The sequence below is a fragment of the Actinoplanes sp. NPDC051470 genome (assembly GCF_040682035.1).
Classification (GTDB): domain Bacteria; phylum Actinomycetota; class Actinomycetes; order Mycobacteriales; family Micromonosporaceae; genus Actinoplanes.
Map to the genome: position 1 here is coordinate 23791 of NZ_JBFBAA010000039.1, position 26756 is coordinate 50546.

At 70.7% G+C, this 26756-nt stretch carries 28 protein-coding genes; 11 read left to right on the top strand and 17 right to left on the bottom strand.

Annotation, left to right across the window (positions count from 1 at the left end; genetic code table 11):
• Positions 1 to 195: 195 nt before the first annotated feature.
• On the top strand, positions 196 to 360 hold the full coding sequence (locus AB0M54_RS41665) for a hypothetical protein (protein ID WP_364331583.1): 165 nt from the start codon (positions 196 to 198) through the stop codon (positions 358 to 360).
• 45 nt (positions 361 to 405) lie between these two features.
• On the opposite strand, the gene AB0M54_RS41670 is transcribed toward AB0M54_RS41665, so the two are convergent.
• The 10 genes from AB0M54_RS41670 to AB0M54_RS41715 form a co-directional block, all read right to left on the bottom strand.
• Positions 406 to 1143 carry a calcium-binding protein gene (locus tag AB0M54_RS41670; RefSeq protein WP_364477764.1) on the bottom strand — a complete coding sequence of 246 codons (738 nt, stop codon included), beginning with the start codon at positions 1141 to 1143 and terminating at the stop codon, positions 406 to 408.
• A 358-nt stretch (positions 1144 to 1501) separates the two neighbouring features.
• A complete protein-coding gene (locus tag AB0M54_RS41675; RefSeq protein ID WP_364477767.1) occupies positions 1502 to 2128 on the bottom strand; it encodes a nuclear transport factor 2 family protein in 627 nt (208 codons plus the stop codon).
• Between the two features lie 13 nt (positions 2129 to 2141).
• Entirely contained in the window at positions 2142 to 3569 is a 1428-nt protein-coding gene (locus AB0M54_RS41680) for an aldehyde dehydrogenase family protein (protein WP_364477770.1), read from the bottom strand.
• A complete protein-coding gene (locus AB0M54_RS41685) occupies positions 3559 to 4242 on the bottom strand; it encodes a 3-oxoacid CoA-transferase subunit B (RefSeq protein ID WP_364477773.1) in 684 nt (227 codons plus the stop codon). The genes AB0M54_RS41680 and AB0M54_RS41685 overlap by 11 nt, the downstream gene beginning before the upstream one ends.
• Positions 4239 to 4901 (bottom strand): 3-oxoacid CoA-transferase subunit A, encoded by a 663-nt coding sequence (locus AB0M54_RS41690; protein WP_364477776.1) that lies wholly within the window; start codon positions 4899 to 4901, stop codon positions 4239 to 4241. Before AB0M54_RS41690 ends, AB0M54_RS41685 begins: the two co-directional genes overlap by 4 nt.
• Positions 4898 to 6091: a thiolase family protein gene (locus AB0M54_RS41695; RefSeq protein WP_364477778.1), complete on the bottom strand. Its 1194-nt coding sequence runs from the start codon at positions 6089 to 6091 to the stop codon at positions 4898 to 4900. The genes AB0M54_RS41690 and AB0M54_RS41695 overlap by 4 nt, the downstream gene beginning before the upstream one ends.
• Positions 6088 to 7047, bottom strand: a complete 960-nt coding sequence (locus AB0M54_RS41700) for an LLM class flavin-dependent oxidoreductase (RefSeq protein ID WP_364477781.1) — start codon at positions 7045 to 7047, stop codon at positions 6088 to 6090. Before AB0M54_RS41700 ends, AB0M54_RS41695 begins: the two co-directional genes overlap by 4 nt.
• Positions 7048 to 8010, bottom strand: coding sequence for an ABC transporter substrate-binding protein (locus tag AB0M54_RS41705; RefSeq protein WP_364477784.1), 963 nt, complete (start codon positions 8008 to 8010; stop codon positions 7048 to 7050).
• Positions 8011 to 8133: 123 nt separating this feature from the next.
• A complete protein-coding gene (locus AB0M54_RS41710; protein ID WP_364477787.1) occupies positions 8134 to 8997 on the bottom strand; it encodes a hypothetical protein in 864 nt (287 codons plus the stop codon).
• 35 nt (positions 8998 to 9032) lie between these two features.
• Positions 9033 to 9923, bottom strand: a complete 891-nt coding sequence (locus AB0M54_RS41715) for a DUF6282 family protein (protein WP_364331554.1) — start codon at positions 9921 to 9923, stop codon at positions 9033 to 9035.
• A gap of 199 nt (positions 9924 to 10122) precedes the next feature.
• Here AB0M54_RS41715 and AB0M54_RS41720 point away from each other — a divergent pair, with 199 nt between their 5' ends.
• Genes AB0M54_RS41720 through AB0M54_RS41740 form a run of 5 tightly spaced genes read left to right on the top strand, consistent with a single transcriptional unit; the run spans position 10123 to position 14087 of the window.
• Positions 10123 to 10902: a helix-turn-helix domain-containing protein gene (locus tag AB0M54_RS41720; RefSeq protein WP_364477790.1), complete on the top strand. Its 780-nt coding sequence runs from the start codon at positions 10123 to 10125 to the stop codon at positions 10900 to 10902.
• A 22-nt stretch (positions 10903 to 10924) separates the two neighbouring features.
• Complete coding sequence (locus tag AB0M54_RS41725) at positions 10925 to 11713, top strand: ABC transporter ATP-binding protein (RefSeq protein WP_364331548.1); 789 nt, start codon at positions 10925 to 10927, stop codon at positions 11711 to 11713.
• A gap of 8 nt (positions 11714 to 11721) precedes the next feature.
• Positions 11722 to 12558 (top strand): ABC transporter permease, encoded by an 837-nt coding sequence (locus AB0M54_RS41730; RefSeq protein ID WP_364477792.1) that lies wholly within the window; start codon positions 11722 to 11724, stop codon positions 12556 to 12558.
• A 3-nt stretch (positions 12559 to 12561) separates the two neighbouring features.
• Entirely contained in the window at positions 12562 to 13332 is a 771-nt protein-coding gene (locus tag AB0M54_RS41735; RefSeq protein WP_364477795.1) for an aldolase/citrate lyase family protein, read from the top strand.
• Entirely contained in the window at positions 13329 to 14087 is a 759-nt protein-coding gene (locus AB0M54_RS41740; RefSeq protein ID WP_364477798.1) for an SDR family oxidoreductase, read from the top strand. Before AB0M54_RS41735 ends, AB0M54_RS41740 begins: the two co-directional genes overlap by 4 nt.
• A gap of 395 nt (positions 14088 to 14482) precedes the next feature.
• Here the strand turns inward: AB0M54_RS41740 and AB0M54_RS41745 are convergent, their stop codons facing one another.
• From AB0M54_RS41745 to AB0M54_RS41760, 4 genes are all read right to left on the bottom strand, one after another.
• The gene (locus tag AB0M54_RS41745; protein ID WP_364477802.1) at positions 14483 to 14656 is read right to left on the bottom strand and encodes a hypothetical protein; all 174 of its coding nucleotides are present in this window, start codon (positions 14654 to 14656) and stop codon (positions 14483 to 14485) included.
• Positions 14657 to 17446, bottom strand: coding sequence for a BTAD domain-containing putative transcriptional regulator (locus tag AB0M54_RS41750; RefSeq protein WP_364477805.1), 2790 nt, complete (start codon positions 17444 to 17446; stop codon positions 14657 to 14659).
• 137 nt (positions 17447 to 17583) lie between these two features.
• Positions 17584 to 18324 (bottom strand): methyltransferase domain-containing protein, encoded by a 741-nt coding sequence (locus AB0M54_RS41755; RefSeq protein ID WP_364331532.1) that lies wholly within the window; start codon positions 18322 to 18324, stop codon positions 17584 to 17586.
• 109 nt (positions 18325 to 18433) lie between these two features.
• The gene (locus AB0M54_RS41760) at positions 18434 to 19360 is read right to left on the bottom strand and encodes an MBL fold metallo-hydrolase (protein WP_364477808.1); all 927 of its coding nucleotides are present in this window, start codon (positions 19358 to 19360) and stop codon (positions 18434 to 18436) included.
• Positions 19361 to 19491: 131 nt separating this feature from the next.
• Between AB0M54_RS41760 and AB0M54_RS41765 the strand changes: the two genes are divergently transcribed.
• Together AB0M54_RS41765 and AB0M54_RS41770 are read left to right on the top strand one after the other, a co-directional pair.
• The gene (locus AB0M54_RS41765) at positions 19492 to 20352 is read left to right on the top strand and encodes a LysR family transcriptional regulator (RefSeq protein ID WP_364331527.1); all 861 of its coding nucleotides are present in this window, start codon (positions 19492 to 19494) and stop codon (positions 20350 to 20352) included.
• A gap of 124 nt (positions 20353 to 20476) precedes the next feature.
• Positions 20477 to 22729, top strand: coding sequence for a chitobiase/beta-hexosaminidase C-terminal domain-containing protein (locus AB0M54_RS41770; protein ID WP_364477811.1), 2253 nt, complete (start codon positions 20477 to 20479; stop codon positions 22727 to 22729).
• Between the two features lie 33 nt (positions 22730 to 22762).
• Here AB0M54_RS41770 and AB0M54_RS41775 read toward each other — a convergent pair whose 3' ends face one another.
• From AB0M54_RS41775 to AB0M54_RS41785, 3 genes are read right to left on the bottom strand one after another with little or no spacing between them, the layout of a single operon-like run.
• Entirely contained in the window at positions 22763 to 23224 is a 462-nt protein-coding gene (locus tag AB0M54_RS41775; protein ID WP_364331521.1) for a multicopper oxidase domain-containing protein, read from the bottom strand.
• A gap of 35 nt (positions 23225 to 23259) precedes the next feature.
• Complete coding sequence (locus AB0M54_RS41780) at positions 23260 to 23793, bottom strand: multicopper oxidase domain-containing protein (protein ID WP_364477813.1); 534 nt, start codon at positions 23791 to 23793, stop codon at positions 23260 to 23262.
• Positions 23753 to 24061, bottom strand: coding sequence for a hypothetical protein (locus tag AB0M54_RS41785; protein WP_364477816.1), 309 nt, complete (start codon positions 24059 to 24061; stop codon positions 23753 to 23755). The genes AB0M54_RS41780 and AB0M54_RS41785 overlap by 41 nt, the downstream gene beginning before the upstream one ends.
• A gap of 37 nt (positions 24062 to 24098) precedes the next feature.
• Here AB0M54_RS41785 and AB0M54_RS41790 point away from each other — a divergent pair, with 37 nt between their 5' ends.
• From AB0M54_RS41790 to AB0M54_RS41800, 3 genes are all read left to right on the top strand, one after another.
• Positions 24099 to 24473, top strand: a complete 375-nt coding sequence (locus AB0M54_RS41790) for a MarR family transcriptional regulator (RefSeq protein WP_364477819.1) — start codon at positions 24099 to 24101, stop codon at positions 24471 to 24473.
• A gap of 147 nt (positions 24474 to 24620) precedes the next feature.
• Positions 24621 to 25319 carry a response regulator transcription factor gene (locus AB0M54_RS41795; protein WP_364477821.1) on the top strand — a complete coding sequence of 233 codons (699 nt, stop codon included), beginning with the start codon at positions 24621 to 24623 and terminating at the stop codon, positions 25317 to 25319.
• A complete protein-coding gene (locus tag AB0M54_RS41800; protein WP_364477824.1) occupies positions 25316 to 26746 on the top strand; it encodes a HAMP domain-containing sensor histidine kinase in 1431 nt (476 codons plus the stop codon). Before AB0M54_RS41795 ends, AB0M54_RS41800 begins: the two co-directional genes overlap by 4 nt.
• Positions 26747 to 26756: the final 10 nt, after the last annotated feature.

The window sequence follows — 26756 nt, forward strand, 5'->3', positions numbered from 1 at the left end:
GCACGCCACAGGCTGCGTGTCGAGGAGCCGCTGTTACGGCGGCGACCAGGTCGTGCGAGCCCTCCGGAAGGCTCGGTGTCGTTCTTGATGAGGCCTAGGCTGAGTTGGTCAGCCGCCGGCTGTCACGGACGCGACCAGGGCGGGCCGGTAACGGCCCGCCCTGAGCACGCCTTGTCTCTCAGACAACGGTTTACGGTGCTGATCGATCTGGTCCTGGATCTGCTGAGCGACCTGTTCGGCCGCCGACGACGCCGGCAGGTTGGACACCGCGCCCGAAGGAAGATCACCAGCAGCGCGAAGTTGACCAGCACGAACGGGATGTCGGCACACCTGATGCCCTGGTTGCCCACGCCGGCCTGATGAGTGGGACGGCGTGGGCGGTCCAGGAGTATCGGACCTGCGGTGTTACCTCGAACTGGTGCCGAGGCAGGTGTAGCCCAGCGCGAGCGGCAGGACGGTGAACACACCACCCTGGTTGGTGCACACCTCGCGAGCCTCACTCAGCCGCTGCCTGCTGGAGGGAACGAGGAGGAACGCGCAGGCGTACCCCAGCGGGTTCACCCTGAGGGAAAGCGTCCCTCCGCTGGCCAGGCAGAGTGCCGACGCGTTGGCCATGTCCGAACCCGGGCCGGATCCCGGCGGGGTGCTCGTGTTCTCGCAGTTGGCATGGATGTCGGGGTCCGGCGCGGGTCCCTGGCAGGTATCGGTGCCGAGCCCGCCGTCGAGGCTGTCCTGGCTGCCGTCGTTGGAGGCGCCGGCCAGGGTGTCGTTGCCGGCACTGCCGGAGATGGTGTCGATGCCCAGGCCGCCGGTGAGCGTGTCGTCGCCCGTGCCGCCGGTGAGGGTGTCGTTGCCGTCGCCGCCGTTGATCGTGTCGTCGAAGTCCGTGCCGGTGATCGTGTCGTTGCCGCCGTTACCGTTGATCGTCTTGCCGGGGTCGGTTCCGCCGCAGTCGATCGTGTCGTTGCCGGGACTTCCGGTCACGGTCGTGTCGGTCTGTGTGACGCCGGGGCCGACGACGCAGGGGGTGGCGGCGTAGGCCGCCGTCGCACCGCTGAACAGAGCGATGGGGAGAACAATGGCCAGGGCTGCACCGCCGGCGAGCATGCCGCGGCGAAGCCGATGGATCCGAGGGTGGTTCATGGTGGCGCCTCCAGTGCTGATCAGGTGCATGGATGGCCGCCCGAACCGGTCGCGTGATGCTGTCGCCGCCAGGCCCGAAAGGTCTGCTGGCGGGCGCATCGCGCTGACAGGAGAGGCTCGTGCAGACAGGAGGCTGGTGTCACGCCGGGTATGCCTGCGTGGGATGCGTCCGCGAAACCCCGGCCTCGGGCAATCGTGGATTTGGCACACTGCCGTGGTCTGGGGTAGCAAGACGTAACGGTACGCCTACTGTGGAGCGACCGCATCCGGAGGGGCGGGACCTGGGCGCGTTCGCGGCGTTGCGCGCATCCAGGCGACCGCCACCGAACGGCGCCGCCAGGGACCGCGGCGCTGACCGCTACACCGTGCCGGCGAGCCAGGCGGTCTCGCCCTGGTGGAACGCGTCGAGCTCGGCCGGCCGGTCGTCGCCGAGCAGGTCCTGACTCACGGTCACACCGCGGGTCGACTGGATCCAGGTGAGGAACCGGTAGGACGGCCGGAGCCCAGCGAGCTGGGCCACGTCCACCGGGAGCACCTCACCCGCGTGGACGGGGCGCAGTTCGTCGCGCTCCAGCAGGACCTCGAAGCTCATCAGCCTCCACCGCCCGTCGTCCCGGACGGCTCGTGAGAAGAACCGGCAGTAGGCGTGGAAGTCGACCTCCACTCCGTCCACCGTGGTCCGGTTGAAGATCTTCGCCGGGCTCTCGACGGTCGCCCGGTCGCCCTCGACCCGCGCGTAGGCGGGGAAGACCCAGTGCTTGCTGTTCCCGGTCCGCGCCATCCACGCCTTCGTCGCCTCGACGTAGGCCTCGCCGCCACGTCCGTCGTACCACGTGGTCCGCACGTAGGCGTCGTCGTGGAAGCAGTCACGCATCACGTCGAAGAGTCGCTGGTCGCGGGCGAAGCGTTCCCGCCGCACCAGGTCGAAGAGCTCCTCGCGGTCCAGGAGGACGGCCAGCCGTTCGCTGTGGTCAGGGTTCACCATGTCGTCCTCTCGTTCACCGCGGATAGCCGAGCACGGCCTTCACCTCGAGGTACTCCTCGAAACCGAACCGCCCGAACTCTCGTCCGTTCCCGGACTGCTTGTAGCCGCCGAACGGCAGGCTGCGGTCGAACGGAGCGCCGTTGAGGTAGACGCGTCCCGCACGGATGCGGTTGGCGACCCTGCGGGCGCGGTCAGGGTCCTTCGACTGTACGAAGCCCGCCAGCCCGAACGGCGTGTCGTTCGCGATCTCGACGGCCTCGTCCTCGGTCTCGTAGAGCAGGATCGAGAGCACGGGGCCGAAGATCTCCTCGCGCGCGATCCGCATCTGCGGCGTGACGTCGCCGAACACGGTCGGGCGGACGTAGAACCCCTCGTCGAGTCCGTCGGGGCGCCCGGGGCCGCCGACCACGAGCGTCGCACCCTCGTCGATCCCCGACTGCATGAGCGCGGTGATCTTCTCCAGCTGCGTCCGGCTCACCACGGGCCCCATCGTGGTCGACGGATCGAGCGGATCCCCGAGACGGACCTCGGCGACCGCCCGTCGTGCGGCGGCGTACGCCTCGTCGCGCTGCGAGCGGTGCACGAGCATCCGCGTGGGCGACTGGCAGTTCTGGCCGCCGTTGGTGAAGCAGGAGTGCACCCCGGCGACGACCGCGGACTCCAGGTCCGCGTCGGGCAGGATGATGTTGGCCGACTTGCCACCGAGCTCGAGCGCGACGCGCTTCACCGTGTCGGCCGCGAGCTTGGCGACCCTGATGCCGGCGCCGGTCGAGCCGGTGAGCGAGACCATGTCGATGCCGGGGTGCGCCGCGATGGCCTCACCGACGGTGGGACCGTCGCCGTTGACGAGGTTGAACACGCCGGGCGGCAACCCGGCGTCGTGGATGACCTCGGCGAGCAGCATGGCGCTGAGCGGCGCTATCTCGCTCGGTTTGAGCACCACGGCGCATCCCGTGGCGAGGGCCGGGGCCACCTTCGACGCGACCTGGTTCAGCGGCCAGTTCCACGGCGTGATGAGACCGCAGACGCCGATCGGCTCCCGCCGTACGATTCCGGCTCCCATCTCCTCCTCGAAGCGGTAGTCCGCGAGCACGCGGGCCGCCTCCTCGAAGTGGAACAGCGCCACCGTGGCCTGGCGTTCCGTCGAGAACGTGATCGGCGACCCCATCTCGCGGGTCATCGTCCGGGCGATCTCGGGCAGCCGAGCCCGGAAACCGGAGATGATCCGCTCGAGGTGCTCCAGCCGTTGCTCCACGCTGACTTGCGAGTACGCGGTGAAGGCCTCGCGCGCCGCCACCACCGCGCGGTCGACGTCCTCGGCCGTCCCGAGGCTGATCGTCGCGAACGTCTCCTCGGTCGCGGGGTCGAGGACGCCCAAGGTCCGCGGCGCGGCCGGATCGACCCACGTACCCCCGATGTAGAACTGATTCCTAGTGAACATGTCGCTCCAAAGGGACATCGACGCGTGAGCGGAGCTCGGAGAACGAGATTCCCCACGTCTCCCGTACGAGGACCTGGTCCCCGCCGGTGATCTCGAACGTGGCGACGTCGGTATAGACCCGGTCCACGCACCGCAACGCGGTGAGCGGATACGTGCATCGACTGACGAGCTTCGGCTCGCCGGTCCTGGTGAACAGCGACATCATGACGAAGACCTGCTTGGCGCCCACGGCGAGGTCCATCGCCCCGCCGACCGCCGGGATCGCGTCGGGCTCGCCGGTGTGCCAGTTGGCGAGATCCCCCGATGCCGAGACCTGGTAGGCGCCGAGGACGCACAGGTCGAGGTGGCCGCCTCGCATCATGGCGAACGAGTCGGCGTGGTGGAAGTACGAGGCGCCGGGCAGCTCGGTCACCGGGAACTTGCCGGCATTGATCAGGTCGGGATCGATCGCGTCGCCCGTCGCCGCCGGCCCCATGCCGAGCATGCCGTTCTCGGTGTGGAGGACGACCCCCGACGCCGGGGAGAGGTGGTCGGCGACGGTTGTGGGCTGACCTATGCCCAGGTTGACGTACGCCCCGCGGGGAATGTCGCCCGCCAGCACCCGGGCCATCTCGTCCCGTCCCAGCGGGCCACGGCCGGTGTGCTCGACGATGCTCGGAGACACCACGCTCATGACGACACCCGCACGATCCGGTCGACGTAGATGCCGGGGGTGACCACGGCCTCGGGATCCAGCACTCCCGGCTCGACGACGTGCTGCACCTGCACGACCGTGGTCGTCGCGGCCGTAGCCATGACGGGAGCGAAGTTACGTGCCGTCTTGCGGTAGACGAGGTTTCCGAGGGTGTCCGCGGTGTGGGCGCTGATGAGCGCGACGTCGGCGGCGATGGGCAGCTCGAGGACGTACGTCCGGCCGTTGATCTCGCGGGTCTCCTTTCCCTCCGCGAGGAGGGTCCCGACTCCGGTGCGGGTGTAGAACCCGCCGATCCCGGCTCCGGCGGCGCGCATACGCTCGGCCAGGTTCCCCTGCGGCGCGACCTCGAGCTCGATCTTCCCGCCGCGGTACAGCTCGTCGAAGACCCAGGAGTCCGTCTGCCGGGGGAACGAGCACACGATCTTGCGCACCTGCCCGGCCGCGAGCAGCGCCGCGAGCCCGGTGTCCGCGTTGCCCGCGTTGTTCGACACGACGGTGAGGTCTCGTGCTCCCTGCCGGATCAACGCGTCGATCAGGTCGAACGGCATGCCGGCCGTGCCGAAGCCGCCGACCAGCACCGTCGACCCGTCGGCGATGCCGCTGACCGCCTCGTCGGCGGAGGCGCAGAGCAGCGTCATGCGACGTTCTCGAGCACGACCGCCAAGCCCTGACCCACACCGATGCAGATGGCGGCCACGCCCCATCGTTCACCGGACTCCACGAGCCGCGCCGCCAGGGTCCCGAGAACACGCCCGCCCGAGGCGCCCAGTGGGTGCCCGATGGCGATCGCCCCGCCCTTGGCGTTGACGACCCCGGCGTCCCGCAGCCCGAGCCCGAGCCAGGCGTCGATACAGGCGATCGACTGGACGGCGAACGCCTCGTTCAGCTCGACGGCGCCGACGTCGTCCCAGGTGATGCCGGCCCGCCCGAGCGCGTCGTTGGCCGCCTCGACCGGGGCGTAGCCGAACCGCTGCGGCTCCAGCGCCGCCCAGCCGCGACCGGCGATCCGCGCGACCGGGTCACGACCGATGGTCGCGGCCGCGCTCGCCGAGCCCAGCAGGATCGCGCTCGCGCCGTCGTTCAACGGTGAGCAGTTGCCGGCGGTGATCGTCCCGTCGGGCCGGAACGCCGGCTTCAGCCCGGCCAGCGCCTCGACCGAGGTGCCGGCCCGGATGCTCTCGTCCTGGACCAGGTCGGCGCCGGGGACGGGCACCACGAGGTCGTCGTAGAAGCCCTTCTCCCACGCCTCCGCCGCGAGGCGGTGCGAGCGAGCGCCGAACTCGTCCTGCCGCTCGCGCGAGATCGAGAACTTCTCCTGGAGCTGCTCGTTGCACTCGCCCAGCGAGGCGGTCCAGTCGGCCGGCATCCGCTCGTTCACCAGGCGCCAGCCCAGCGTCGTGGAGACCGCGGTGACGTCGCCGGCCGGGAACCGGCGCGACGGCTTCGGCAGGACCCACGGCGCCCGCGTCATCGACTCCACGCCTCCGGCGATCGCGATCTCCGCGTCGTCGACCTCGATCATGCGTGCGGCCATCATGGCGGCGTCCAGCGACGAGCCGCAGAGCCGGTTCACCGTGGTGGCGGTCACCGAGACGGGCATGCCCGCCAGTAACACGGCCATCCGGCCGACGTTGCGATTGTCCTCGCCGGCGCCGTTGGCGTTGCCCCAGAACACGTCGTCGACCCGGCCGGGGTCCAGGCCCGGCGAGCGGTCGAGCAGTCCCTTCAGCGCGGTCGCGGCCAGATCGTCGGTCCTCGTGTCGGCCAGGGCTCCGTTGAACCGGCCGAACGGGGTCCGGACCGCCGTGTACACGAATGAGCTGCTCATCGGGTCGTCTCCACTTCCTGCCCCACCTCAGGAGGCGTGCCGTGCCAGTTCGGGAGGACGTGCCGCCCGACGAGGTCGAGCGTGTGGCGGGCGACGTCCGGCGGCGTGCCGAACGGGGCGACCCGCAGCTGGACCGACGTGACCCCCGCCCGGACGTACCGGGCGATCGTGGCGTCGATCTCGTCGGGCGTACCCACCATGGGGAGTTCCAGCTCGGCCGGGCCGTCCGCACCCATCCATGAGCCCCGCTCGGTGTAGTAGTCGGTCGCGGCCTTCAGGTGGCGCGCGGCGAGCTCGCGGGCCGTGGCGGCATCCTCGTGGACGACGCAGAACCTGGTGGTGGCGACCGCTCCCCCGGTCTCGCCGCGACACGACCAGTAGGCCGCCGACTGCTTGATCAACAGGTCGTCGCAGTAATTCGTCGCGCCGTAGAATCCGTCGGCGAGCGTCGCGGCCCGACGGGCCGAGGCCGGCACCTTGCCACCCACCAAGATCTGCGGCCCGCCGCGCTGCACCGGTGGTGGGATCGCCACCTCGGCGGACCAGGCGTCGCGCAGCAGCTTCAGCGTGGCGTCGAAGGCCGCGCCGGCCGGACCCGACGCGGGCAGCCCGACCCGTTGGGCGACCTCCGGGCCGCCGAGCCCGAGGCCGAGGGTGAGCTTCCCGCCGCACAGCTGGTCGAGCAGCGCAGCCTCATAGGCCAGCTTCCGCGGACTGTACGCGCGCAGGAGCAGCACCGCTGATCCCAGCGCCAGGGACGTCCGTCCGGCCAGATGTCCCAGGACCACCAGGGCGGACGGGAGGTGGAACGGCTGAGAGGCCGCGTGATAGCTCTCCCCCACCCACGCGGAGTCGAAACCGTGCTGCTCCGCGCGGGCGAGCATCCTGACCGTGCGATCCATCTGTGGACGGACCGGCTCCTGGGAGCTCAGGTCGAGCGCGACCCCCAGCCGCATTCAGCGGGCGCTCTCTGCTCGCTTGGTGACGTCGTCGTAGGAGAACTCGTTGATCGCCTTGAACATCTCGTCGGTGTAGATCTCCTTCGCCGGGAACTTCTTGATCAGTCCGGCCGAGGCCATGAAGTCGAGCGAACGGGTGAACGCGGCCTCGTCGATCCGGCCCAGGGCCTTGTCGTCGAAGCCCTGTCCGTCCAGGCGTACCTGGAGGACCTTGATCCCGTCAGCCAGCGCCTTCTCCTCCGGGCCGGATCCGCGGGTCTCCGGGTGGAGCTTCCACAGGTCGCGGATGGCGGCCTCGGGGTTGGCCTTGGCGAAGACGAACGCCTTCGCCACCGCACGACCGAACCGTTGGAGGACGTCCTTCTTGGCCTCGAGGTTCTTCCGGGTCGTCGCGAAGCCGCCGCCCCACGCCTCCGCCGTCTCGTTGACCGGAAGCGGCGTCAGGGTGACGCCGGCGTTCTTGACGGCCTGGTACTGGATGTCCCAGAGCGCCAACGCATCGACCTGGCCGCTCTTGATGGCGTTGATCTGCTGGGCGCCGGCACCGATCGGCACCAGGCTGGCCGCGTTCTCGTTCAGCCCGTTGAGCTTCATCGCAGTCCGGGCGAACGTCGCGCCGGAGCTCGCGACCGCGGTGACGCCGATCTTCTTACCCTTCAGGTCGGCGATGCTCTTCACGTCCGAACCGTCCGGCACCTGCAGGCTGTAGATCCACTTCGGCCAGTAGGAGCTGAAGTAGGCCAGGTTCAGATCCTTGTCGTGCCCGATGGCCACGGGCTCGACCGTCATGAGGCCGAGGTCGGCCCCGCCGCCGGCGACCTGCTGCGCTGCCTGGGTGGCCGACGGGAACAGGTTGGTCGTGACCTTCAGGCCCTCCGCCTCGTAGAAGCCCTCGGCCTCCACGACGGCCATGACCGCGAAGCCGGCGTTCCAGCTGGGGGACGCCATCGCGAACTTCACCGACGTCAGCCCGCCTGACTCGGCCGAGTCGTCGGATCCGCTGCCGGAACCGCACGCGCTCAGCATTACGGCCGCACACAGGACGGCGGCTGCAACTCCTCGTATCTTCACAATGGAACCCTCCTATAACGGGAGCGGGTAGGTGTCTTCGTTGAGCACTCGGCCCGGCGTCCGGGAGAAGTCCAGACGCGGCGGACAGAAGATGTCGATCAGCTGGTTGGTCCCCGAGCCCACGGCCTCGCTGGTGTGGATCATGGGCGGAGGGATCACGGCCACCGAAGGGCTGCCGCAGCGCAGGTGCCGGTCCTCGCGCCACTCGCTGCGACGTTTCGACCACGGGGTACGCAGGTGGTGGACGTACTCCCCCTCCACGGCGAGCGAGCACTGCTCGAAGTCGTCGTGGTCGTGCGGCGAGAGGCTGTCAGGATCACGCGGACCGATCCTGGGCGCCAGGAAGTTGACCATGAAGGTGCTGCACCGCACGATCTGGCCCGGGCGGACGGCGTCCTGCGTCACCTTCAGGTCGGCCAGTCGGTAGGGCCGGATGCGATAGCCCTCCGGCGGGTCCGGCCACGGCTCGAACGGCCTGACGTTCGGGTGCGGCTCCGCGTACGAATCCCGGTTGCGCGCCTTGTCCAGCAGGTCGGTGGACCGGGAGCTGAACAGCCGCACGACGGTGCAGTCGTCGACGCCGACGATCGCACTGCGGCCCGGCGGGACCATCACCACCGCCTTGCCCGAGACCGACGTGACCTCCCGCGACGCACGGACCTCGACGCTGCATTCCTCGTAGGGGAGGATCACGACGTACTCATCCGGCTGATCATCCCGCTCCAGCACGTCGCCGGCGACCAGCGTCGTGTGGGCGAGCACGAAGTTGTGTCCGCGGAAGTACCACGTCGACGATCCGCCCGGGGTCGTCTCGTCGGGATCGCCCGTACCGAGGTCGGAGAACTCCACGTCGGGCGGGGTGGCCAGGGTGGTCATCGCCTGTCCTTTCGGGTCAGCGGCAAGATGCCGGTTCAGTCGTCCAGGCCGAGCAGGAAGGCCGGGTTGTCGCAGAAGATCTGCCGCAGCGACCCCTCGTCCAGGCCGAGGTCCAGCAGCGCGGTCGCGACGCGGATGTAGGAGTCCACCGGCAGCGGCCGACCCTTCTGACCGAGGTCGGAGGCGATCACGGTGTGCTCCGGGCCGATCTTCTCGATCCAGTCCAGGAGGATCTTCGGGTCCCACTTCTTGGTCCCCTCGGGGTCGTAGAAGCCGGTCTCGTGCTCGACGAACGCTCCGTAGCCGACAAGCTCACGGCACTTCGCCTCGTCCGCACCGATGACGTAGTCGGGATGGTTGAGCAGCATCCGGGTGACACCCTTGTCCTTGGCCGCGGCAAACAGCTGGGTGATCGACTCGGTCTCCATGTGACCGCCGGTCACCATCGCGCCGCTCTCCTTCACCAGGTCGAGCACCTCGTGGACCTGAGGGATGAGCTCACCGTCCTCCTGGTGGATGTCGACCCGGGACGACGGCACCTCGACGCTCGCCGTGGGGAAGCCGACGCCCTCCGGATGGCAGTCGATGTGCCGGCCGGCCGAGAACGTCGGAAACCACACGGCCCTGCCCCCCATGCGCAGTGACATGGCCACCGCTTGCGGGTTGATGCCGCCGACCATGCTGTTCAGGGTTATCCCGCCGAAGACCGGGGTGCTGATCTTCGCCAGCCGGTCGCTCATCGCGAGCAGGTCCATGACGGTGTTGTGGTGGTGGGACTTCACCAGCACACCCCGCATGCCGAGCCGCTCGCCGTCCTTGCCGGCCTCGGCATGGTCGATGCGTCGAGGGAACGGGTTCGGGCCGGAATGGCAGTGCAGGTCAACGCAGCCGTTCAGCAGCTTGACGATCGCGGACGTGTCAGTCATGAAGTCTCCAGGCGTCGGCGTTGTTCGCATCACAGACTGAGAGTTCGCTATCCGGTCTGTCAAGGAAGTGTTTCGGATGGTGCTTCCGCGAAACCCGCAGGAAAACCTTGCAGGGAGATGTGCGTGGTGCTTACCCTCCGTCCGTACTGCGAACAACAGGCACGCTTCGTGGACACTCAACGGGACGGGGTGAGAGCCAATGGCGGCGGACCAGGTCGACGAGCCGGTGACTGCTCGCGAGCAGGACATCCAGGCGGTGAGCCGGACCGCGCAGATACTCGGCCTGTTCTCTCCGGAGACTCCGGAGCTCTCCGTCGCGGAGGCCACTCGCCGGCTCGGTCTGAAGCGGACCACGGTGCACCGCTACTTCAGCTCGATGATCAGCTCCGGCCTGCTCGAGCGCGTGGAGGACTCCGCACTCGTCCGTCCCGGACGGTCGATCCTTCAGCTCGGCAGCTTCACGCTGGGACAGCAGCGCATCATGCAGATGGCGCCGGCCTACCTGCGCGAGCTCGCGCTCGAGATCAAGATCAGCATCGTGCTGTCGCTGTGGGGCACCTCCGGACCGGTGGTCTCGCTGGTGGAGGAGGCCGACCATCCCACCCTGGTGACGGTGCGCGTGGGCTCGCAGCTCGCCCTGAACTCCTCGCAGGCCAAGGTGTTCCTGGCCTTCCTACCCGACCAGTTCCACGCCGACCGGCTCACCGGCAGCCTCCCCGAGCCCCAGCGCACCGAGACTCGCGGTCGTATCGAGACGATCCGGCAGGCCGGCATGAGCAGCGCCGTCAACCACCGCGGCATCTGCGTCCTCGCGGCGCCGGTGTTCGCGGCGACCGGGATCTGCGCCACGATCGCGGCCGTCGGCACCGAGCGGATGCTGCCGGAGGCGCTGGACTCCCGAGAGGCCACGGCGTTGAAGGCCGCCTGCAAGCGACTGACCAAGGAGATGGGCGGCACGTGGCCCGAGGCGACCGACTAATCACAGGTGAGGAATGACGGACATGCCGACCAGCACCGACACCGACTGCGTGATCCGCTTGGACTCGCTGTCCATGCTCTACCCGACGAAGTCCGGCGGGACCGTCCAGGCCCTCGACGACGTATCCCTCAGCGTCCGAGCCGGTGAGTTCATCTCCATCGTCGGCCCCAGCGGCTGCGGCAAGAGCACGCTGTTGCGGATCATCATGGGCCTGTCCCGTCAGACCTCCGGACAGGTCACCTTCGGGCCGTCGGAGGACACCCACCGCAACCAGCTCGGGATGGTGTTCCAGCAGCCGCTGCTGCTGCCGTGGCGCACCGTACGGAAGAACCTGCTGACGTCGCCGGACCTTCACCGGCTCCGGGACGCCGGGACCCACGCGAAGGCCGACGAGCTGCTGGTGATGCTCGGCCTGGAGGAGTTCGGCGACCGGTACCCCAACGAGCTGTCCGGCGGGATGCAGCAGCGGGTCGGGATCGGCCGCGCCCTGATGCACGACCCGCGCATCCTGCTCATGGACGAGCCGTTCGGCGCCCTCGACGCGATGACCCGCGACCAGATGGGACTGGACCTGCTGAAGATCTGGGACCAGGACCGCAAGACCGTGCTGTTCGTGACGCACAGCATCCCCGAGGCGGTGCTCCTCGCCGACCGCGTCGTGGTCATGACACCGCGACCCGGCCGGTTGGCCGACGTCGTCGAGGTCGCGCTCCCTCGACCCCGGCGGATCGAGAACGTCAACACACCCGAGTTCGGCGAGATCGTCCTGAAGATCCGCAAGCTGCTCGACTCCGAGCACAGCGCCCACTAGGAGGTCTGATGTCCACCCAGACGTTGGAAGCGCCTGCGAACTCGGACACCTTGGCCCGAGGCCGGCGCCGCCGAGTACCGGAGATCACCTACAGCGTGCTGGTGTTCATCGGGCTGTTGGTGGTGTGGCAGGTCGTGGTGAAGATGTTCGACGTCTCCAACATCCTCGTCCCCGCGCCCACGGCCGTCGCCGGCTCCCTGGTCGACGGCTTCCAGGACGGCAGCCTGATCACCCACTCGATAGTCACCCTGAAGGAGATCCTGATCGGGTTCGGCATCGCGGTCGGCTCGGCACTGGTCTCCGCGGTGCTCATCACCCAGTTCCGGCCGGTGGAGCGCGTGCTCTTCCCGCTGCTCATCCTGACCCAGACCATCCCGAAGGTCGCCATGGCGCCCCTGCTGATCGTCTGGTTCGGCATCGGGATCAGCTCGAAGGTGCTGACCGTGGCCCTGATCGCGTTCTTCCCCCTCCTCATCAACGCCGTCCTGGGATTCCGGTCCGCCGCCTACGAGCAGGTCGAGATGCTCCGGTCCTTCGGCGCGTCCCGCACGCAGGTCATGCGGCACCTGCAGATCCCGTCCGCGCTCCCGCACATCTTCGCGGGACTGGAGGTCGCCGTCATCCTGTCCGTGACCGGCGCCGTGGTCGCGGAGTTCGTGGGCAGCTCCGAAGGTCTGGGCTACCTGATCCAGGCGAGCAACTTCACCCTGGACGTGGCCAGGACCTTCGCGGTGATCGTCGTGCTGTCGGCCGTCGGCATCGCACTGCACGCGGTCGTCGTACAGCTCGGCAAGTGGCTGGTCTTCTGGACCGCCACCCCCACCGACACCGCCAGCGAGATCTGAGCCATGGCACGGGTACGCGACGGGATCAACGGCGGCACGCTCGGGACCTGGATCAAGCTCTCCAGCCCCGAGAGTGTCGAGATCATGGCCTACGCGGGCTTCGACTTCGTGGTCATCGACCTCGAGCACACGACACTGGACCTGGGCGCCGCCTCGGCCCACATCGCGATGGCCCACGCCCTCGGGGTGCATCCGCTCGTCAGAGTGCCTGACCACGGCCTCAGCGTGATCCAGCGGGTCCTGGACGCCGGCGCGGCCGGCGTCGTCGTGCCGCACGTCGACACGGTCGAGCAGGCCCGGGCGGTCGTGCGGGCCACCTGCTTCCCACCGCGCGGCGACCGCGGGTCCGGCGGCACCAGCCGAGCGGGTCGCTGGGGGCTGCTGCCACGGGCGGAATACCTCGAGTACGGCAACGAGCAGGCCCTGTGCGTCGTCCAGCTCGAGAGCGAGGTGGCGATCAGGAACACGAGGGAGATCCTGGCCCTCGACGGCATCGGTGCCGCGTTCGTCGGGACGGCCGACCTCTCGATGTCGATGGGCGTCGCGGCGGGAAGCGACGAGGTGGACCGGCTCGCCACGTCCGCGCTGGCGGCCGCCGCCGCGGCCGGTGTTCCCATCGGCACCGCGTCCGCCACGAGTGACCAGGCCCGGGCCGCGCTGGCCTCGGGCTACGACTACGTGGTGGTCAGCAACGACACCTCGATCCTCGCCAGCGGAGGCCGGGCGATCGTGAACGCGCTGAAAGCGCCCGTCGCCGGGCGATTCGCCCGGTGAGCGCGCCACGTGTCGCCATCGTGACGGGCTCGAGCTCCGGGATCGGAGAAGGGATCGCCCGCGCGCTCGCGGCCGACGGCTTCACCGTCGTGGTGAACTCGGCCACCTCGGTCGACGCCGGTGAGCGGCTCGCGGCCGAGCTCCCGGGGGCGAGCTACGTCCAGGCCGACATCGCCGATCCCTCCGACGCCGTGCGCCTGGTGTCGACGACCATCGAGCGGCACGGCCGGCTCGACCTGCTGGTGAACAACGCCGGGGTGTCGCGACCCGTCCCCCACGCCGACCTGGATGCGGTCACCGCTGACGACTGGCACCGGATCCTCGGCGTCAACGTCGTCGGGACGTGGCAGGTCTCCGTTGCCGCCGTGAAGGTCATGGAGCCCGGCGGCCAGATCATCAACATCACCTCGGTGGGCGGCTCGCGCCCCCTCGGCAGCTCGATCCCCTACTCGGTCAGCAAGGCCGCGCTCGACCACCTGACGAGGCTGCTGGCCAAGGCCGTGGGTCCAGACATCCGGGTGAACGCGATCGCGCCCGGGCCGCTCAAGACCCGACTGACCTCGGACAGCCTCGCCACGCGGGCGGCGCGCACCGTGGCAATGACACCGCTGGGCCGGCTCGGGCAACCATCCGATGTCGCGGCAATGGTTCTGGCGCTCATCAAGGTCCCCTTCGTCACCGGCGAGGTGATCCACGTCGACGGCGGCATCAACCTCGTCACCCACGTCGACGCGCCTCGCAACGACGACGCGTGATCCCGAGGACTGTGCCGACGAGAGCGCCAACACGAGCGTCGTGGAACAACGGCCAATCCTGACCGTGAAAGGCTGACCGCCGTCGTCTCCGGGGCCGTCCGGCTGTCAACCAGCCGACTTGCGGCTCGCTGAGCGGGCTGATCCGGCCGGTTGCCCACCGGTTGCCCATCGAATGCCCATTGTGGTGCGCCACGGTTCCGGCGCAGACATCACCGGGATTCGAGGAGGAACCACATGCACGTGCGAACCAAAATGTTGTGGGCGGTGGGTGCGGTTGTGGCCGTACTCGCCGCACAGACCGTGAACAGCGCACCAGCGGCGGCCGCGACCCTGCCGTTCGGCACGGTCAGGGCCTTCGTGACGCAGTCCGTGCCCGATCTGCGGCCGGAAAAGCCTCACAGCACGCCGTGTCCGGCGGGTGAGCGGGTGCTCGGCGGCGGTGCCTTCACCGTCGGCGGCATCCATGCTGTGATCACGGAGATGCAGCCGATCCACCCGGCCACCGGCCCGGACAGGTTCCAGGTCACCGCGGCGGCCGACCAGTTCGGCATCGCCGGCGTGTGGAGCATTCAGGTGTTCGCGTTCTGCGGTGTTGTGCCGGCCAGCACTGAACTGGAGATCCAGCCCCTCACCATCCCGCCGACCTCGGCCCCCGTTTCCCAGGCGTTCACGCGATGCTCGCCGGGCAAGCTGGTGGTCGGCACCGGCGGAAAGATCGAGAACGGCGCCGGGCAGGTCGACCTCGGCACGGTGCCGGGCAGCAGCGGGGGCGCCGCCGCCTCGAGCGCGGCGCTGGCGAAGGAGGACGCCGACGGTTTCGCCGGCCAGTACACGCTCACCGGATACTCGGTGTGTGCGCGGCCCAACCACCCACTCGATTTCGAGATGGTCCGGCAGACCTTCCGGGCCGCCGGTGGCGTGCCGAGCCAGACGGCCGTGATCGCCTGCCCGTCCGGGATGGCGCTGACCGGTCTCGCCGGCACGACCGTCCGGGCCGGTACGCATCTCCAGCAGATCCGGCCGACTGTGGCCGGCGGCCGACCGGCGAACCTCGCCTCCTTCGGCGCCCAGTCGGCGCCGACGCCGGACACGGCGTGGGACATGGACGCCACCGTGTTCTGCGCTCGATGAACGGCGGGTAGGCCACTCGGGTCACCGTCTCGCCTCACGCGGCGGGATGGTGGCCCGTCCGGCGCCGGCTCTCCTCGGCCTGGTCGGTACGCCGTGCCGAGGCTGTGCCGGGCCGCCGCCTCCGCGGCCGCGTCGTTCTCGTGCCGGGCGGCGAGCAGCGCCGCGTCCGCCGCGGTGAACCAGTCGGAGGCGTACCGGCGCAGGTGGAAGTATCCGCGCAGGGTGTCGGCGAGCTGCCATCCGGCGCGCCGCGGACCATGCGCCGCGGCGTACCTGATCGCGATCGCCAGGTTGTGCCGCTCAGCCTCCAGCCAGGCAAGCGCGGCCGTCTCGTCGGGGTACGTGTGGCGGCCGGTGGCCGGGACCGTTGTGGCGTTGGGGAGGCGGAGCATGTGTGGGTAGAGCATGTCGGCGGCGGCCCGTGCGCGGCGCAGGTAACCGTCGTAGAGCCGCCCGATCGCCGCACGCCGCCGATCGGGCGGGTCCTCGTCGTCCGCCCGCTCCATCGCGTAGAGCCGGAGCAGGTCGTGTGAGACGTACCGGCCGCGGGCGTGCTCGTCGAGCAGGTGCGCGTCGGTGAGGTGGCGCAGCAGACCAGCGGCCTCCCGCGGGCTGGTGTCACCGAGCACGGCCGTCGCGTCGTCCGCGGTGTGATCGGCGCTGGGCGCGATGCCGAGCAGGCGGAACAGGCGCCGGGCCGGGGTCGCCAGGCCGGAGTAGGACAGGTTGTAGGAGGCGCGGACGGCGTGCTGCTCGTCGCTTTCCACGGCGAGCGCCCCGAGCGGACTGAGCGCGTCCATCTCGGCAACCTGGTCGGCGACGGTCCGCCGCGGATAGAGCGTCAGGTTGGCCGCGGCGATGCGAAGGGCCAATGGCAGGTACGCGCACCGCGCGGCCAGCTCGGCCACGGCGGCCGGTTCCCCGGCGACCCGGTCCGCGCCGAGCACGGTTTCGAGCAGGGCCCTCGCCTCGGCCGGCGACAGAACGTCGAGGGTGAGGTGCGCGGCGCCCTCACGGGCCACCAGCCCGCCGAGCTTGTCGCGGCTGGTGACCAGCACCAGGCCGGGCCGCCCGCCGGGCAGCAGCGGGCGGACCTGGTCGGCGCTGCTCGCGTTGTCCAGCACGACCAGGATCCGTCGGTCGGCCAGGATCGTGCGGTAGAGAGCGGATGCCTGCTCCTGATCGGCCGGAATACGCTCGACCGGCACGTCGAGCGCCCGGAGGAAGCCGGTCAGCACCTCGATCGGGCGTAACCGCGGCGCCGCGGCGTACCCGCGCAGGTCGGCGTAGAGCTGGCCGCCGTCGAAGTGGTCGCGCACGCGGTGGGACCAGCGCACCGCGAGGGCGGTCTTGCCGACACCGGCTGTCCCGCAGATCACGGCGATCGACGGCGCGCCCCCGCTGTCGCCCAGCACCTCGTCGAGCCGGAGCAGGTCGTGCTCGCGGCCGGTGAAGGCGGACGCCGAGGTCGGTAACTGGGCCGGGACGGCGGCTGGCGCGCCGGACAGGACGTCCTGATGCGCCTGCCGCAGCGCCGGCCCCGGCTCGACGCCCAGCTCGCCGACCAGCGTCGCCCGGACCGTCCGGTATGCCTCCAGTGCGTCGGCCTGCCGGTCCGAGCGGTGCAGCGCGGTGATGAGCTGGGCCCAGAACCGCTCGCGCAGCGGGTGGTCCGCGGTCAGCGCCTGTAACTCGGCGATGAGCTCGGCGTGCCGGCCCAGCCGCAGCTCGTTGGCGACGCGCTGCTCGACGACGGCGAGCCGATGCTCCTCCAGTCGGGCGGCCTCGCTCCGGCAAGGGTCCAGGTCGATGCCGTCGAACGCGGGTCCGCGCCACAACGCCAGTGCTTCCCGCAGCATGGCGGCGGCACGCTCCCGGGCCCCCGTCTCCGCGAGCTGCGTCGCGTCCTTGACCAGCTCGTCGAAGCGGTCCAGATCCAACGCGCCCGGAGCGAGGCTCAGCACATATCCGGGCGCCCGGGTCAGCAGGACTCCGTCTCGTCCGGTGGTCAGCGCCCGGCGCAAGCCGGCGACGCACTCCTGCGCCAGGCTGCGGGCGGCGGACGGGGCGGACGCACCCCAGAGCTGCTCGGTGATCTGATCGATCGACACCACCCGGCCCGGTCTGGCCAGCAGCAACGCGAGCAGGGCGCGTTGCTGCGGCCCGCCCAGCGCGACGAGCCGCTCGCCGTCGCGGACCTCGAGCGGGCCCAGGATGAGAAACCGCACGCGGCGACCCTAAACCGGATGGTTGCCCGGCATTGTCGGCAATTCGATGATGTGGGACTCCCAACTGCCGACGCCCTCGCGATCAACTTCGCCCGCAACGTACGCGGTGCCGACGTCAGTCCTTGACCTTGGGCCGGCTACTTGCGGCGGGCGACGTAGACGACGTTGACCGCGTAGCGATCCGCCCCGGGCGAGCGGGTCGCCACCGCGTCGGCCGCGCGAGCCGCGACGCCTACCACCGGGCGCTCGTACCAGCCCGGGGTCAGCATCGAGAACCCACGACGCTCGACCAGCCGGAAGCCGTGCCGGTCGAACAGCGCGGTCACCTCTTGGTGCGACAACTCGGCGAACCATCGCCGCCCGGCGTGCCGGCCGGCGCGCAGGTGCCTCAACGAGCTGGCGTTGCCGTGATTCTCGACGACCAGCAGTCCCGCGGCGGGATCGGGCAGGGCCTGCGCCGCGAAGGCTAGGGCGCGATCGCGCACCACCGGATCCACGTTGAGCAACAGCCGGAACATCGTCACGATCGCGGGACGTCCCGCGTCGATCGGCGCCGGCACCGGGCCGTCGGGCGCCACCGCGTGCCAGTGGGCCCGCGCCCCGACCTCGGCCGCCTTGGCCATCATCTCGGTCGACGTGTCGTAGCCGTGCGCCTCACGCACGAGACCGTGCAGAGCCCGGATGGCCCGCCCGGTGCCGCAACCGAAGTCGTGCTGCACCGGCTTGCCGGCACGAAACGTGGTCCGCACCAGGCTGCGCAGGTAGCGCCGCTGGCGGTCGTTGATCCGTGACGCGTAACTGTCCGGCGCATAGGTGCGATGTTCGTACTTCTCGACCGCCGCGCTGTCGCGGAATACCTTCGTGTAGTCGGTGACCATGGGCCGCCCCTCCGAACGCGAGTTCCAACAAATTCCTACAACGAGTAGGTTTGAGGGAGGACGCGGCAGAGCGCGCGGTATGTCGCAGTCGGCGAGCCCGCCGCCGACCTCACGTCCCGGCCGGGGTGAACTGCCATTCGGGAATCGCGTCGAACGCTCCGACATCATGGGCGGGAACCACATGCACCCGATCGGCCAGGGCGATGATCCGCAGGAGGCTGGTACGCACGTCCGCCGGCCGGACGTCCGCGAGCATCCGCAGCAGCCCCGGCCGCTCCGCCCGCAGCGTGACCCCTTCCCTCTGCCAGGTCAGGTCACCGATGAAGGCGAACCGGCGGTCGTCAGGCAGGGTCACGAAGACAACGACCGAACCATCGGTATGACCCCCGGCCTCCACGATGACCACCGAGCCGTCGCCGTGCACATCATGGCTCCTCGGGAAGCCGAGGTAGGCCGGCCCGTCGAACGAGTAGCGGTGGATCTCGTGGTCGCGCGAGACGTCGCGGAACACGACCGCGTCCTTGGCCCGGTCGACGTACCGGCTCTCCCCGGCATTCATCCAGATGGGTACGGGGAGCCGGTCCAGGCCGCTCACATGGTCCCAGTGGGCGTGCGTGATGATGACGCCGCGCAGCCGGGCCAGGTCGTAGCTCGTCGCCGACAGCTGCTGATACACGGTGGCGCCGACCTGGTGCGGGCTGCGCCGGTAGGACGGCATCGTGGCGATGTGCGCGGCCACGTTCTCGCCGAACCCGGCGTCGATCAGCAGGTCACCCGCCGGATGCCGGACGAGGACGGCGGTCGCGGCGAAGCGCCGGGTCTCCGAGAACGCCCCGCCGCGGTAGGCGAGAAAGGCCTTGTTCTGGTACGTGCCGGTGGGAAGCCGGTAGATCGCCATGTCCGGCGGCGGTGCGGCCGGTGGCAGCGGATCCGTCCACGGCGCCGGGGCCGGCAGCGGCGAGGGCCGGAACGATCGGATCGCGAGGAGTACGGCCGCGACACCGGCGACGGCTACGCCCGTCCAGAGGATGGCCATGGTGTTGCCGTACCTTCCTGATCGCCCGACGCGTGCGGGGTTGTCCGTCACCGGTTCATTGGATCTCGGTCGGCGGCCCGGGTCCAAGACCCGTTCCGCCGGTGCCATACCGTGTGGGTATCGTCGGAGGGGTGGATCTCCGTTCGCTCGCCTACTTCGTCGCGGTGGCCGAGGATCTCAACGTGGGCCGGGCGGCGGCGCGGCTGCGCATGTCACAACCGCCGCTGAGCAGGGCGATCAAGGCTTTGGAGGGCGACTTCGGCGTCGAGTTGTTCACGCGTACCGCTCGCGGGATGACCTTGACCCAGGCCGGCCACGCGCTGCTTCCCGAGGCACGCGAGATACTCGCCCGGGTGGAGTCCTTGCCGTCGCTGGTGACCCAGGCGTCCGGCACGCGCGTCATCACGATCGGGACGCTGGCCGACAGCCTGGATCACGCGGGCCGGGCGATGATCGACACCTTCCGTGAGCGTTACCCCGGCGTGGAGATCCGCATCGTGGAGGGCGACCTCACCGATCCCACCGTGGGTGTCGGCCGCGGGCTGGCCGACGTCGCCGTCACCCGCGGCCCCTTCAACGCGGCCGGGATCGCCGTCGCTGAGATCCGCCGGGACGCCGTCGGGGTCGTCCTGCGGGAGTCCGATCCGCTCGCCGGCCGGGATCGGGTCCGGCTGAGCGATCTGCGGGACCGGCGCTGGTTCCGCCTCGCGGGCTCCACCGACCCGCTCTGGCGGGACTTCTGGGCCGGCGGCCGCGAGGCGGTGCCCGGCGTCGACACCATCGTCCGGACCGTACGGGAATGCATCCAGGCCGTCCTGTGGTCGGACGCGGTCGGTCTCGCCCCGCTCACGATCAATCGCGCGAACGGCATCGTCGTCGTTCCGGTGGAGGGTGTCGCGCCGAGTCCGCTGCTTGTCGCGTGGCGGCGCCGCGAGCGACGGTCCCTCGTTCACGGGTTCGTCGACATCGCGGCGGCAGTGCCCGCGGCCTGACCCACCGGACCTCAGACGAGCTTCAGCATTACCTCGGCGCGGCCTCAGCGGGCGGCCATACGTTGCGACCTCCGGTGCCTCAGGTATCGGGTTCGTCCCTTCCGCCCCGCAACGGAGCCGCCCGATGTCCTCCTCCGCACAGCCCTCCCCCGGCCGCCGGCTCCTCCGGCTCGGCCTGACCGTCGTGCTTTCGGCCGCCGTGGGCGCTATCGCCACCACCGGCGGCGCCTCCGCGCTGGCCGCCGGTGTCCCGGCTGCGCCGGACAACCTGCTGGTCTTCCCCGACCGCGATTTCATCACGGTCGAGGGCTACCAGGACCACATCGGCGAGGCCGCGACCATCGAGGTGACCCGCCCCGGCGTCGGCATCGTCGGGTCCGCGCAGGGCGTCGTCGCCGAGGGCGACGTCGCCTTCGAGGTCAACCATCCGGGCGGCTACTGCTGGGGCGCCGGGACCGGCCTGAAGGTGACGCCGGACATCCGGCCCGGCGACGTCGCCTCGATCCGGTTCGGCGACACCGCCGGCGGCGACACCCGGGTCCAGGACGGCTTCGTCACCGAGGACGCGGTGCAGAACGGCACCACCGTGACCGTGACCGGCCACCTCGGGGCGGGCGTCAACCCGGCCAACATCGAGCAGCGGATCATCGAGCCGGAACTGACCGCGACCGCCGTCGGGCGGCGGGACGTCCGCGCGCTGCCCGGCCCGCTCACCCCGGCGCCGAAGGGCGGATACCAGTCCGGGCTTTCGGTGAACGGGGACGTCTTCACCGCCACCTACGTCTTCGACGACGCGGCCGTCGCCCACATCGCCGCCAACGCCTCGCTCGGCGAGCGGCTGCTGTCCTGGGAGGTCACCGACCTGATCGGCAACCGGCAGGGCGTCACGATCGCCGAGTTCGGCGAGCCCGGCGGCCCCGGCATGGGCGGCTGCCCGAACGGCCCGCTGGCCTCCGGCCCGGTCGGGCCGACCGACGTCGTCGCGGCCAAGGTGCCGGGCGGCGTCAAGCTCACCTGGACGCCGGCGCTGGCCATCCCCGGCACCCCGGCGATCACCGGCTACCGGGCCACCGCGGTCGGCCAGACGATGACCGGCAACGAGCAGGTCGAGGTCGGCCGGCGGATCACCGGCCAGTCGGCCCGGGGCACGACCATCACCGGCCTCTCCGACGCCGAGACGTACGACGTGGAGATCGCGTCGGTCAGCTCGGTCGGCGAGACGTTCCCGCGGGTCTCGGTCCGCGCGGTCACCGACACCACCCCGCCGACCGTGGCGGCGTCCCGGTCGTCCGGCTCGTACGCGGTCCCGCAGACCGTGACGCTGACCGCGAACGAGGCCGGCTCGGAGATCTACTACACCGCCGACGGCACCGACCCGCTGATCGCCGACATGCTCTCCCCCACCGCGATCCACTACACCGCGCCGATCCTCGTCGCCGCGGACACGACCTTGCGGTTCGTCGCGTTCGACCCGTCGAACAACGTGTCGGTGGTGGGCTCCCGGACGTACACGATCACCAACACGCCGACGCCGGACGCGCCGGCCTTCGGTTCGCCGACGATCGGGACGGGTCAGGTCACCCTCCGATGGACCTCGGCCGATCCGAGCATCACCGGGTACGGGGTGCAGGCCTACGACGCGGCCGGTGCGACCGTCGGCGCGCTGGCCGAGACCACCGCCACCAGCCTCGTCGTGACCGGGCTGACCGCCGACACCCCGTACTTCTTCACCGTTCAGGCGAAGAACGTCAACGGATGGGGTACGCCGTCGGCCAAGCTCGGCCCGCTGACGCCGCAGGGCGCCGTGGTCGCGAACGCCGGCCCGGACCGCACCGGGGTCGTCCGCAACACCCGGGTCGCCCTGGACGGCGCCGGGTCGACGCCGGGCGCCACCTACGCGTGGACCCAGCTCGCCACCGGCACCACCAATCCGATCGGCGCCACCGACCCGGACCGGGTGGCGCTCACCGGGGCGAACACCCTGAGCCCGAGCTTCACCCTGCCGTTCTACCGCTACCCGATGACCAACCGGCCGCTGACCTTCCAGCTGACTGTGACCACCGCGGCCGGTTCCAGGTCGGACACCGCGCTGGTGGTGCCGGCCGTCGACCAGGTGGCGATCGGCACGGCGTCGTGGAAGGCCGGCGACTTCCGGGTCACCGGGGCCGGCTCGGTCGTCGGGGCGACCATCCTGATCCACTCCGGATCGCTGGCCGGCCCGGTGCTGACCTCGACCGGGGTGGTGGCGGCGCCACCGCTGGCCGGCGGCACGTTCGACGTACGCCTGCGGAACGGTGCCGCACCCGCGGCCCGGCCCGCGACCATCTGGATCGAGTCCAACCGGGGAGGCATCGCCGGGCCGTTCACCGTCAACTGATCACGCTGAGCCGCCCGGCCCCGGCCGGGCGGCTCAGCCGGTCACCTCGACGACGCCCATCATCCCCATGTCCTCGTGTTCCAGGTTGTGACAGTGGAAGACGTACCGGCCAGGGTGGTCGGTGAAGGTGACCCGGATGCTGGCCTGCTCGGCCGGCCGCAGGTCGATGGTGTCCTTGGGACCGTGGTCGTACGGCCCGGGCCCGCCGAGGCCGCGGGACACCACCCGGAAGGCCGCCAGGTGCAGGTGGATCGGATGATGAAAGTCCGAGCCGAGCCGCCAGATCTCGGTCACGCCCAGCCGGGCCGTCACCGCCGGCCGGCCGGGGCCGAACGGAATGCCGTTGATGGTCCAGCCGGGCATCCCGTTGACAGTGTCGTGACGGAAGCGCAGGTCCCGAGTCACCACCGGGTTGCCGGCCGGTTCGGCCTCGGGCGCCAGCACGTCGGGAATCCGGCTGTCGTCGGGCGCGGTGTGGGTGATGTCGAAGCGCATCACCGGCATGGTGGTCCGATCCCCGAACTCGTTGATCAGCCGAACCTGGCTGCCGGGCCGGTGGCGGCCGGCTGGCGGAGCGGATAGGCGTAGTCCCGGCTGTCGCCCGGCGCGACCAGGTCGGTCGGGAAGCCGTCGTCGCCGGCCGGTGTGTGCCCGCCGTGCAGGTGCACCACCGTCGGCACGGGCAGGTCGTTGCGGTGGCTGACGACGGTGCGGCGGCCTCGGACCGAGTGGATCGGCGGGCCGGGGAACCGTCCCTCGTACCCCCAGATCTCGGTCTTGACCCGGGGAAGATCTCGGCCGCCGCCGCTCGCTGGACGATCCGGTAGTGGTCGCCGGTGGCGTCGCGGCGGACCGGTCGGAGCGGAGGCGGGACGCGGAACGACAGGTTGAAGGGGCTCGGCAACCGCAGCCGGCTCGGCAGGAGCGATCCGGTGGAGGTCGATCCGCGTACGCCCGACAGCAAGGGCACGCCGACCACGGCCGCGACGCCGAGCCCACCCAGCACCTGCCGCCTGGTCACCCTCATGACCGCACCTGCCGGTAACGCCACGACCAGCCCGCAAGCAGCAGCGACCCCAGGATGATCACGATGCCGAGCGGAACGTGCAGGGTGAGCACCCGGGCGAAGCCGAGGGCGATCTGCAGTGCGACCAGGCCGAAGATGCCCAGCCCGGCGAGGAACGGCCAGATCGGGCCGCGGCCGGGCCAGCGCAGAAGCGCCGCGGCGGCCGCCGCCACCACCACCAGAACGGCGATGCCGGCGTAGGTGGCGTTGACCCGGTGGGTGTGCAGCGCCGGGAACGTGCCGGCGAGGAACTGCCCGGCGTACACGGCCTGATCGAACAGCAGGAGGGCGGCAAGCGACGAGGTGAGCCGCAGCGGCCAGGGGATGACGCTGCTCGGCCTCGACGGACGGCGGTTCGGCGTGCTGATGGCCCTCGCCCGGGTCGGTCCGGCCACCCAGAGCCGGCTCGTCACCGAGCTCGACGGTGACAAGTCGACGATGATGCGTACCGTCGACGAGCTGGAGGAAGCCGGGTTGGCCGAACGGCAGGCAGTGCCCGGCGACCGGCGGGCGCGCGCGGTGGCCCTGACCGCGCTCGGGCGCAAGCGGCTCGCTGAGGCCCGCACGATCGCCGACGACGTCGCCGGTCGGTTGTTCGGTGACATGGCAGCGGGCGAGCAGCTCGCGCTGCGCGACCTGCTCGCCTCCGTCGTAGGCCACCAGAAGGACGCCGGCTAGCGATCTCGCGATCGCGACGCGACCACTCGGGCCGCCCACCGGGCCGGGCCCGGCCCGGCTCATAGGAAATGCTTAGGGATGGCGCCACGATTTCTCACGATTGCCGGTCCACCATGAGACGAGGCGGGCCGAGAAACGGGGAGACACATGCGGGTCCTGGTCGTGGACGACGATGCTGCGGTGCGTGACTCGCTCGCCCGTACGCTGCGCTTCGAAGGCCACGACGTGGACACGGCCGGGGACGGGCAGGAGGCGCTCGACACCGTCCGGGCCGGCGAGCCGGACGTGATGATCCTGGACGTCAGCATGCCCCGGATGGACGGGCTGGAGACCTGCCGGCGGCTCCGGGAGGACGGCATCCTGCTGCCTGTCCTGATGGTCACGGCCCGCGACGGCGTCGGCGACCGGGTGGCCGGGCTGGACGCCGGCGCCGACGACTACCTGGTCAAACCGTTCGCCGTGCAGGAGCTCAAGGCCCGGCTGCGGGCCCTGCTGCGCCGCTCGATGCTGGCCACGCCGGCCGCCCCCGCGCCGCCGGACACCCTTCTCTCCTTCGCCGACCTACGCCTCGACCCACAAACCCGCGAGGTCTGGCGCGGTGACCGGGCGATCCGGCTGACCCGCACCGAGTTCTCCATCCTCGAGGTCTTCCTGCGGCACCCGCGGCAGGTGCTCACCCGGGCGGTTCTGTTCGAGCAGGTCTGGGGGTACGACTTCGGCGAGAGTTCCAACAGCATCCACGTCTACCTCGGCTACCTGCGCCGCAAGCTGGAGACCGGCGACGAGCAGCGGCTGCTGCACACCGTCCGCGGGGTCGGCTTCGTGCTGCGGGAGGAGCCGCTGTGAGGGTGTGGTGGGGCCGACGCACCCTGCATGCTCGCCTGTCCCTGCTGGTCACCGGGGCCGTGGCGGCTGCCGTGGTGCTCATGGCGGTGGCGTCCTGGCTGGTCGTGGAGGAGATCCAGCAACACCGGATGCAGTCCGAGCTGAGCGCGGACGCCAACGCCATCGCCGCGCAACCCGACCAGTGGATCACCACCGGCGGCGGCCGGCCCGGCCCGGAGGATCAGCGCGGCGGCGGGCGGCACGGCCCACGGCAGCTCGGGCCGCGCTGGCAGATTCTCGACGCCCGGGCCGCGGTGCTCAGCTCGGCCGCCAGCCCGCTGCCGGTCACAGCGCAGGCGCAGCAGGTCGCGGCCGGCGGGCGCCGGATGGCGCAGGAGGAGGTCGACGTCGGCCGCGAGACGTACCGGATGCTGACCGTTCCGGTCAGCGGTGGTGGCGGCGGCGCGGTGCAGGTTGCCCTCGACCAGGGACCGGACGACCGTACCCTGCGATTGTTCGCGATTCTCCTCACCGTCGGCTGCGCGCTCGGCATCGCCGGAGCGGCCCTGCTCGGACGCGCCGTGGCCCGCGCCGGGCTGGCGCCGGTGCAACGACTCACCGACGCGGTCGAGGACGTCGCCGTCACCATGGACCTCAGCCGCCCCATCGCCACCGACGGCGCCGACGAGATCGCCCGCCTCGGCACGTCGGTGAACACCATGCTGGCCGCGATCGACACCGCCCGGCACGCGCAACGCACGTTGGTCGAGGACGCCGGCCATGAGCTGCGTACGCCGCTGACCAGCATCCGTACCAACATCGAACTGCTGCTCGAGGTGGAACGTCACCCCGAACTGGCCCACCGCCTCCCGCCCGAGGAACGCGCCAAGCTGCTGCACGACCTCGACGCACAGGTCGGCGAGCTGGCGACGCTGACCACAGAACTGGTCGAGCTGTCCCGCGAGGAGACCACCCGCGGTGACGCCGAGCCGGTCGAGCTGCCCGAGGTGGTCGACGCCGCGCTCGGCCGGGTCCGGATCCGCGCCTCCGGCCTCACGTTCACCGCCGACCTCGGGCCGGCCACCGTGCTGGGCCGGCCGAACGAGCTGGAACGCATGATCGTCAACGTGCTCGACAACGCCGCCAAGTTCAGCCCGCCCGGAACCACCGTGCACACGTCGCTTCTCGCCGACGGCCCGGACGGCTACCGGCTCACCGTCACCGACCAGGGTCCCGGGATCGACGAGGCCGACCGGCCGCACGTCTTCGACCGCTTCTACCGCGCGGTCGCCGCCCGGTCGACACCCGGCTCTGGCCTCGGCCTGGCGATCGTCGCCCAGACCGCCGCGCACCACGGCGGCACCGTTACCGCCGAGGCGGGTGAGCCGCACGGGACCGTGATCACCATCCGGCTCCCGGCCGCGCCGGTTCTCTCATCGGCTTCTTAGGAACACCACA

Coding starts and splice junctions, on each gene's coding strand:
- AB0M54_RS41695 (WP_364477778.1), bottom strand. CDS start 6,091: ATGAGCAGCTCATTCGTGTACACGGCGGTCCGGACCCCGTTCGGCCGG.
- AB0M54_RS41710 (WP_364477787.1), bottom strand. CDS start 8,997: ATGACCACCCTGGCCACCCCGCCCGACGTGGAGTTCTCCGACCTCGGT.
- AB0M54_RS41700 (WP_364477781.1), bottom strand. CDS start 7,047: ATGCGGCTGGGGGTCGCGCTCGACCTGAGCTCCCAGGAGCCGGTCCGT.
- AB0M54_RS41730 (WP_364477792.1), top strand. CDS start 11,722: ATGTCCACCCAGACGTTGGAAGCGCCTGCGAACTCGGACACCTTGGCC.
- AB0M54_RS41690 (WP_364477776.1), bottom strand. CDS start 4,901: ATGACGCTGCTCTGCGCCTCCGCCGACGAGGCGGTCAGCGGCATCGCC.
- AB0M54_RS41735 (WP_364477795.1), top strand. CDS start 12,562: ATGGCACGGGTACGCGACGGGATCAACGGCGGCACGCTCGGGACCTGG.
- AB0M54_RS41760 (WP_364477808.1), bottom strand. CDS start 19,360: ATGGCCATCCTCTGGACGGGCGTAGCCGTCGCCGGTGTCGCGGCCGTA.
- AB0M54_RS41680 (WP_364477770.1), bottom strand. CDS start 3,569: ATGTTCACTAGGAATCAGTTCTACATCGGGGGTACGTGGGTCGATCCG.
- AB0M54_RS41795 (WP_364477821.1), top strand. CDS start 24,621: ATGCGGGTCCTGGTCGTGGACGACGATGCTGCGGTGCGTGACTCGCTC.
- AB0M54_RS41725 (WP_364331548.1), top strand. CDS start 10,925: ATGCCGACCAGCACCGACACCGACTGCGTGATCCGCTTGGACTCGCTG.
- AB0M54_RS41715 (WP_364331554.1), bottom strand. CDS start 9,923: ATGACTGACACGTCCGCGATCGTCAAGCTGCTGAACGGCTGCGTTGAC.
- AB0M54_RS41685 (WP_364477773.1), bottom strand. CDS start 4,242: ATGAGCGTGGTGTCTCCGAGCATCGTCGAGCACACCGGCCGTGGCCCG.
- AB0M54_RS41745 (WP_364477802.1), bottom strand. CDS start 14,656: ATGCTCCACACGCCGGCGATGCCGAACTGGTCGGCCGCCGCGGTGACC.
- AB0M54_RS41720 (WP_364477790.1), top strand. CDS start 10,123: ATGGCGGCGGACCAGGTCGACGAGCCGGTGACTGCTCGCGAGCAGGAC.
- AB0M54_RS41755 (WP_364331532.1), bottom strand. CDS start 18,324: ATGGTCACCGACTACACGAAGGTATTCCGCGACAGCGCGGCGGTCGAG.
- AB0M54_RS41775 (WP_364331521.1), bottom strand. CDS start 23,224: ATGCGCTTCGACATCACCCACACCGCGCCCGACGACAGCCGGATTCCC.
- AB0M54_RS41770 (WP_364477811.1), top strand. CDS start 20,477: ATGTCCTCCTCCGCACAGCCCTCCCCCGGCCGCCGGCTCCTCCGGCTC.
- AB0M54_RS41670 (WP_364477764.1), bottom strand. CDS start 1,143: ATGAACCACCCTCGGATCCATCGGCTTCGCCGCGGCATGCTCGCCGGC.
- AB0M54_RS41675 (WP_364477767.1), bottom strand. CDS start 2,128: ATGGTGAACCCTGACCACAGCGAACGGCTGGCCGTCCTCCTGGACCGC.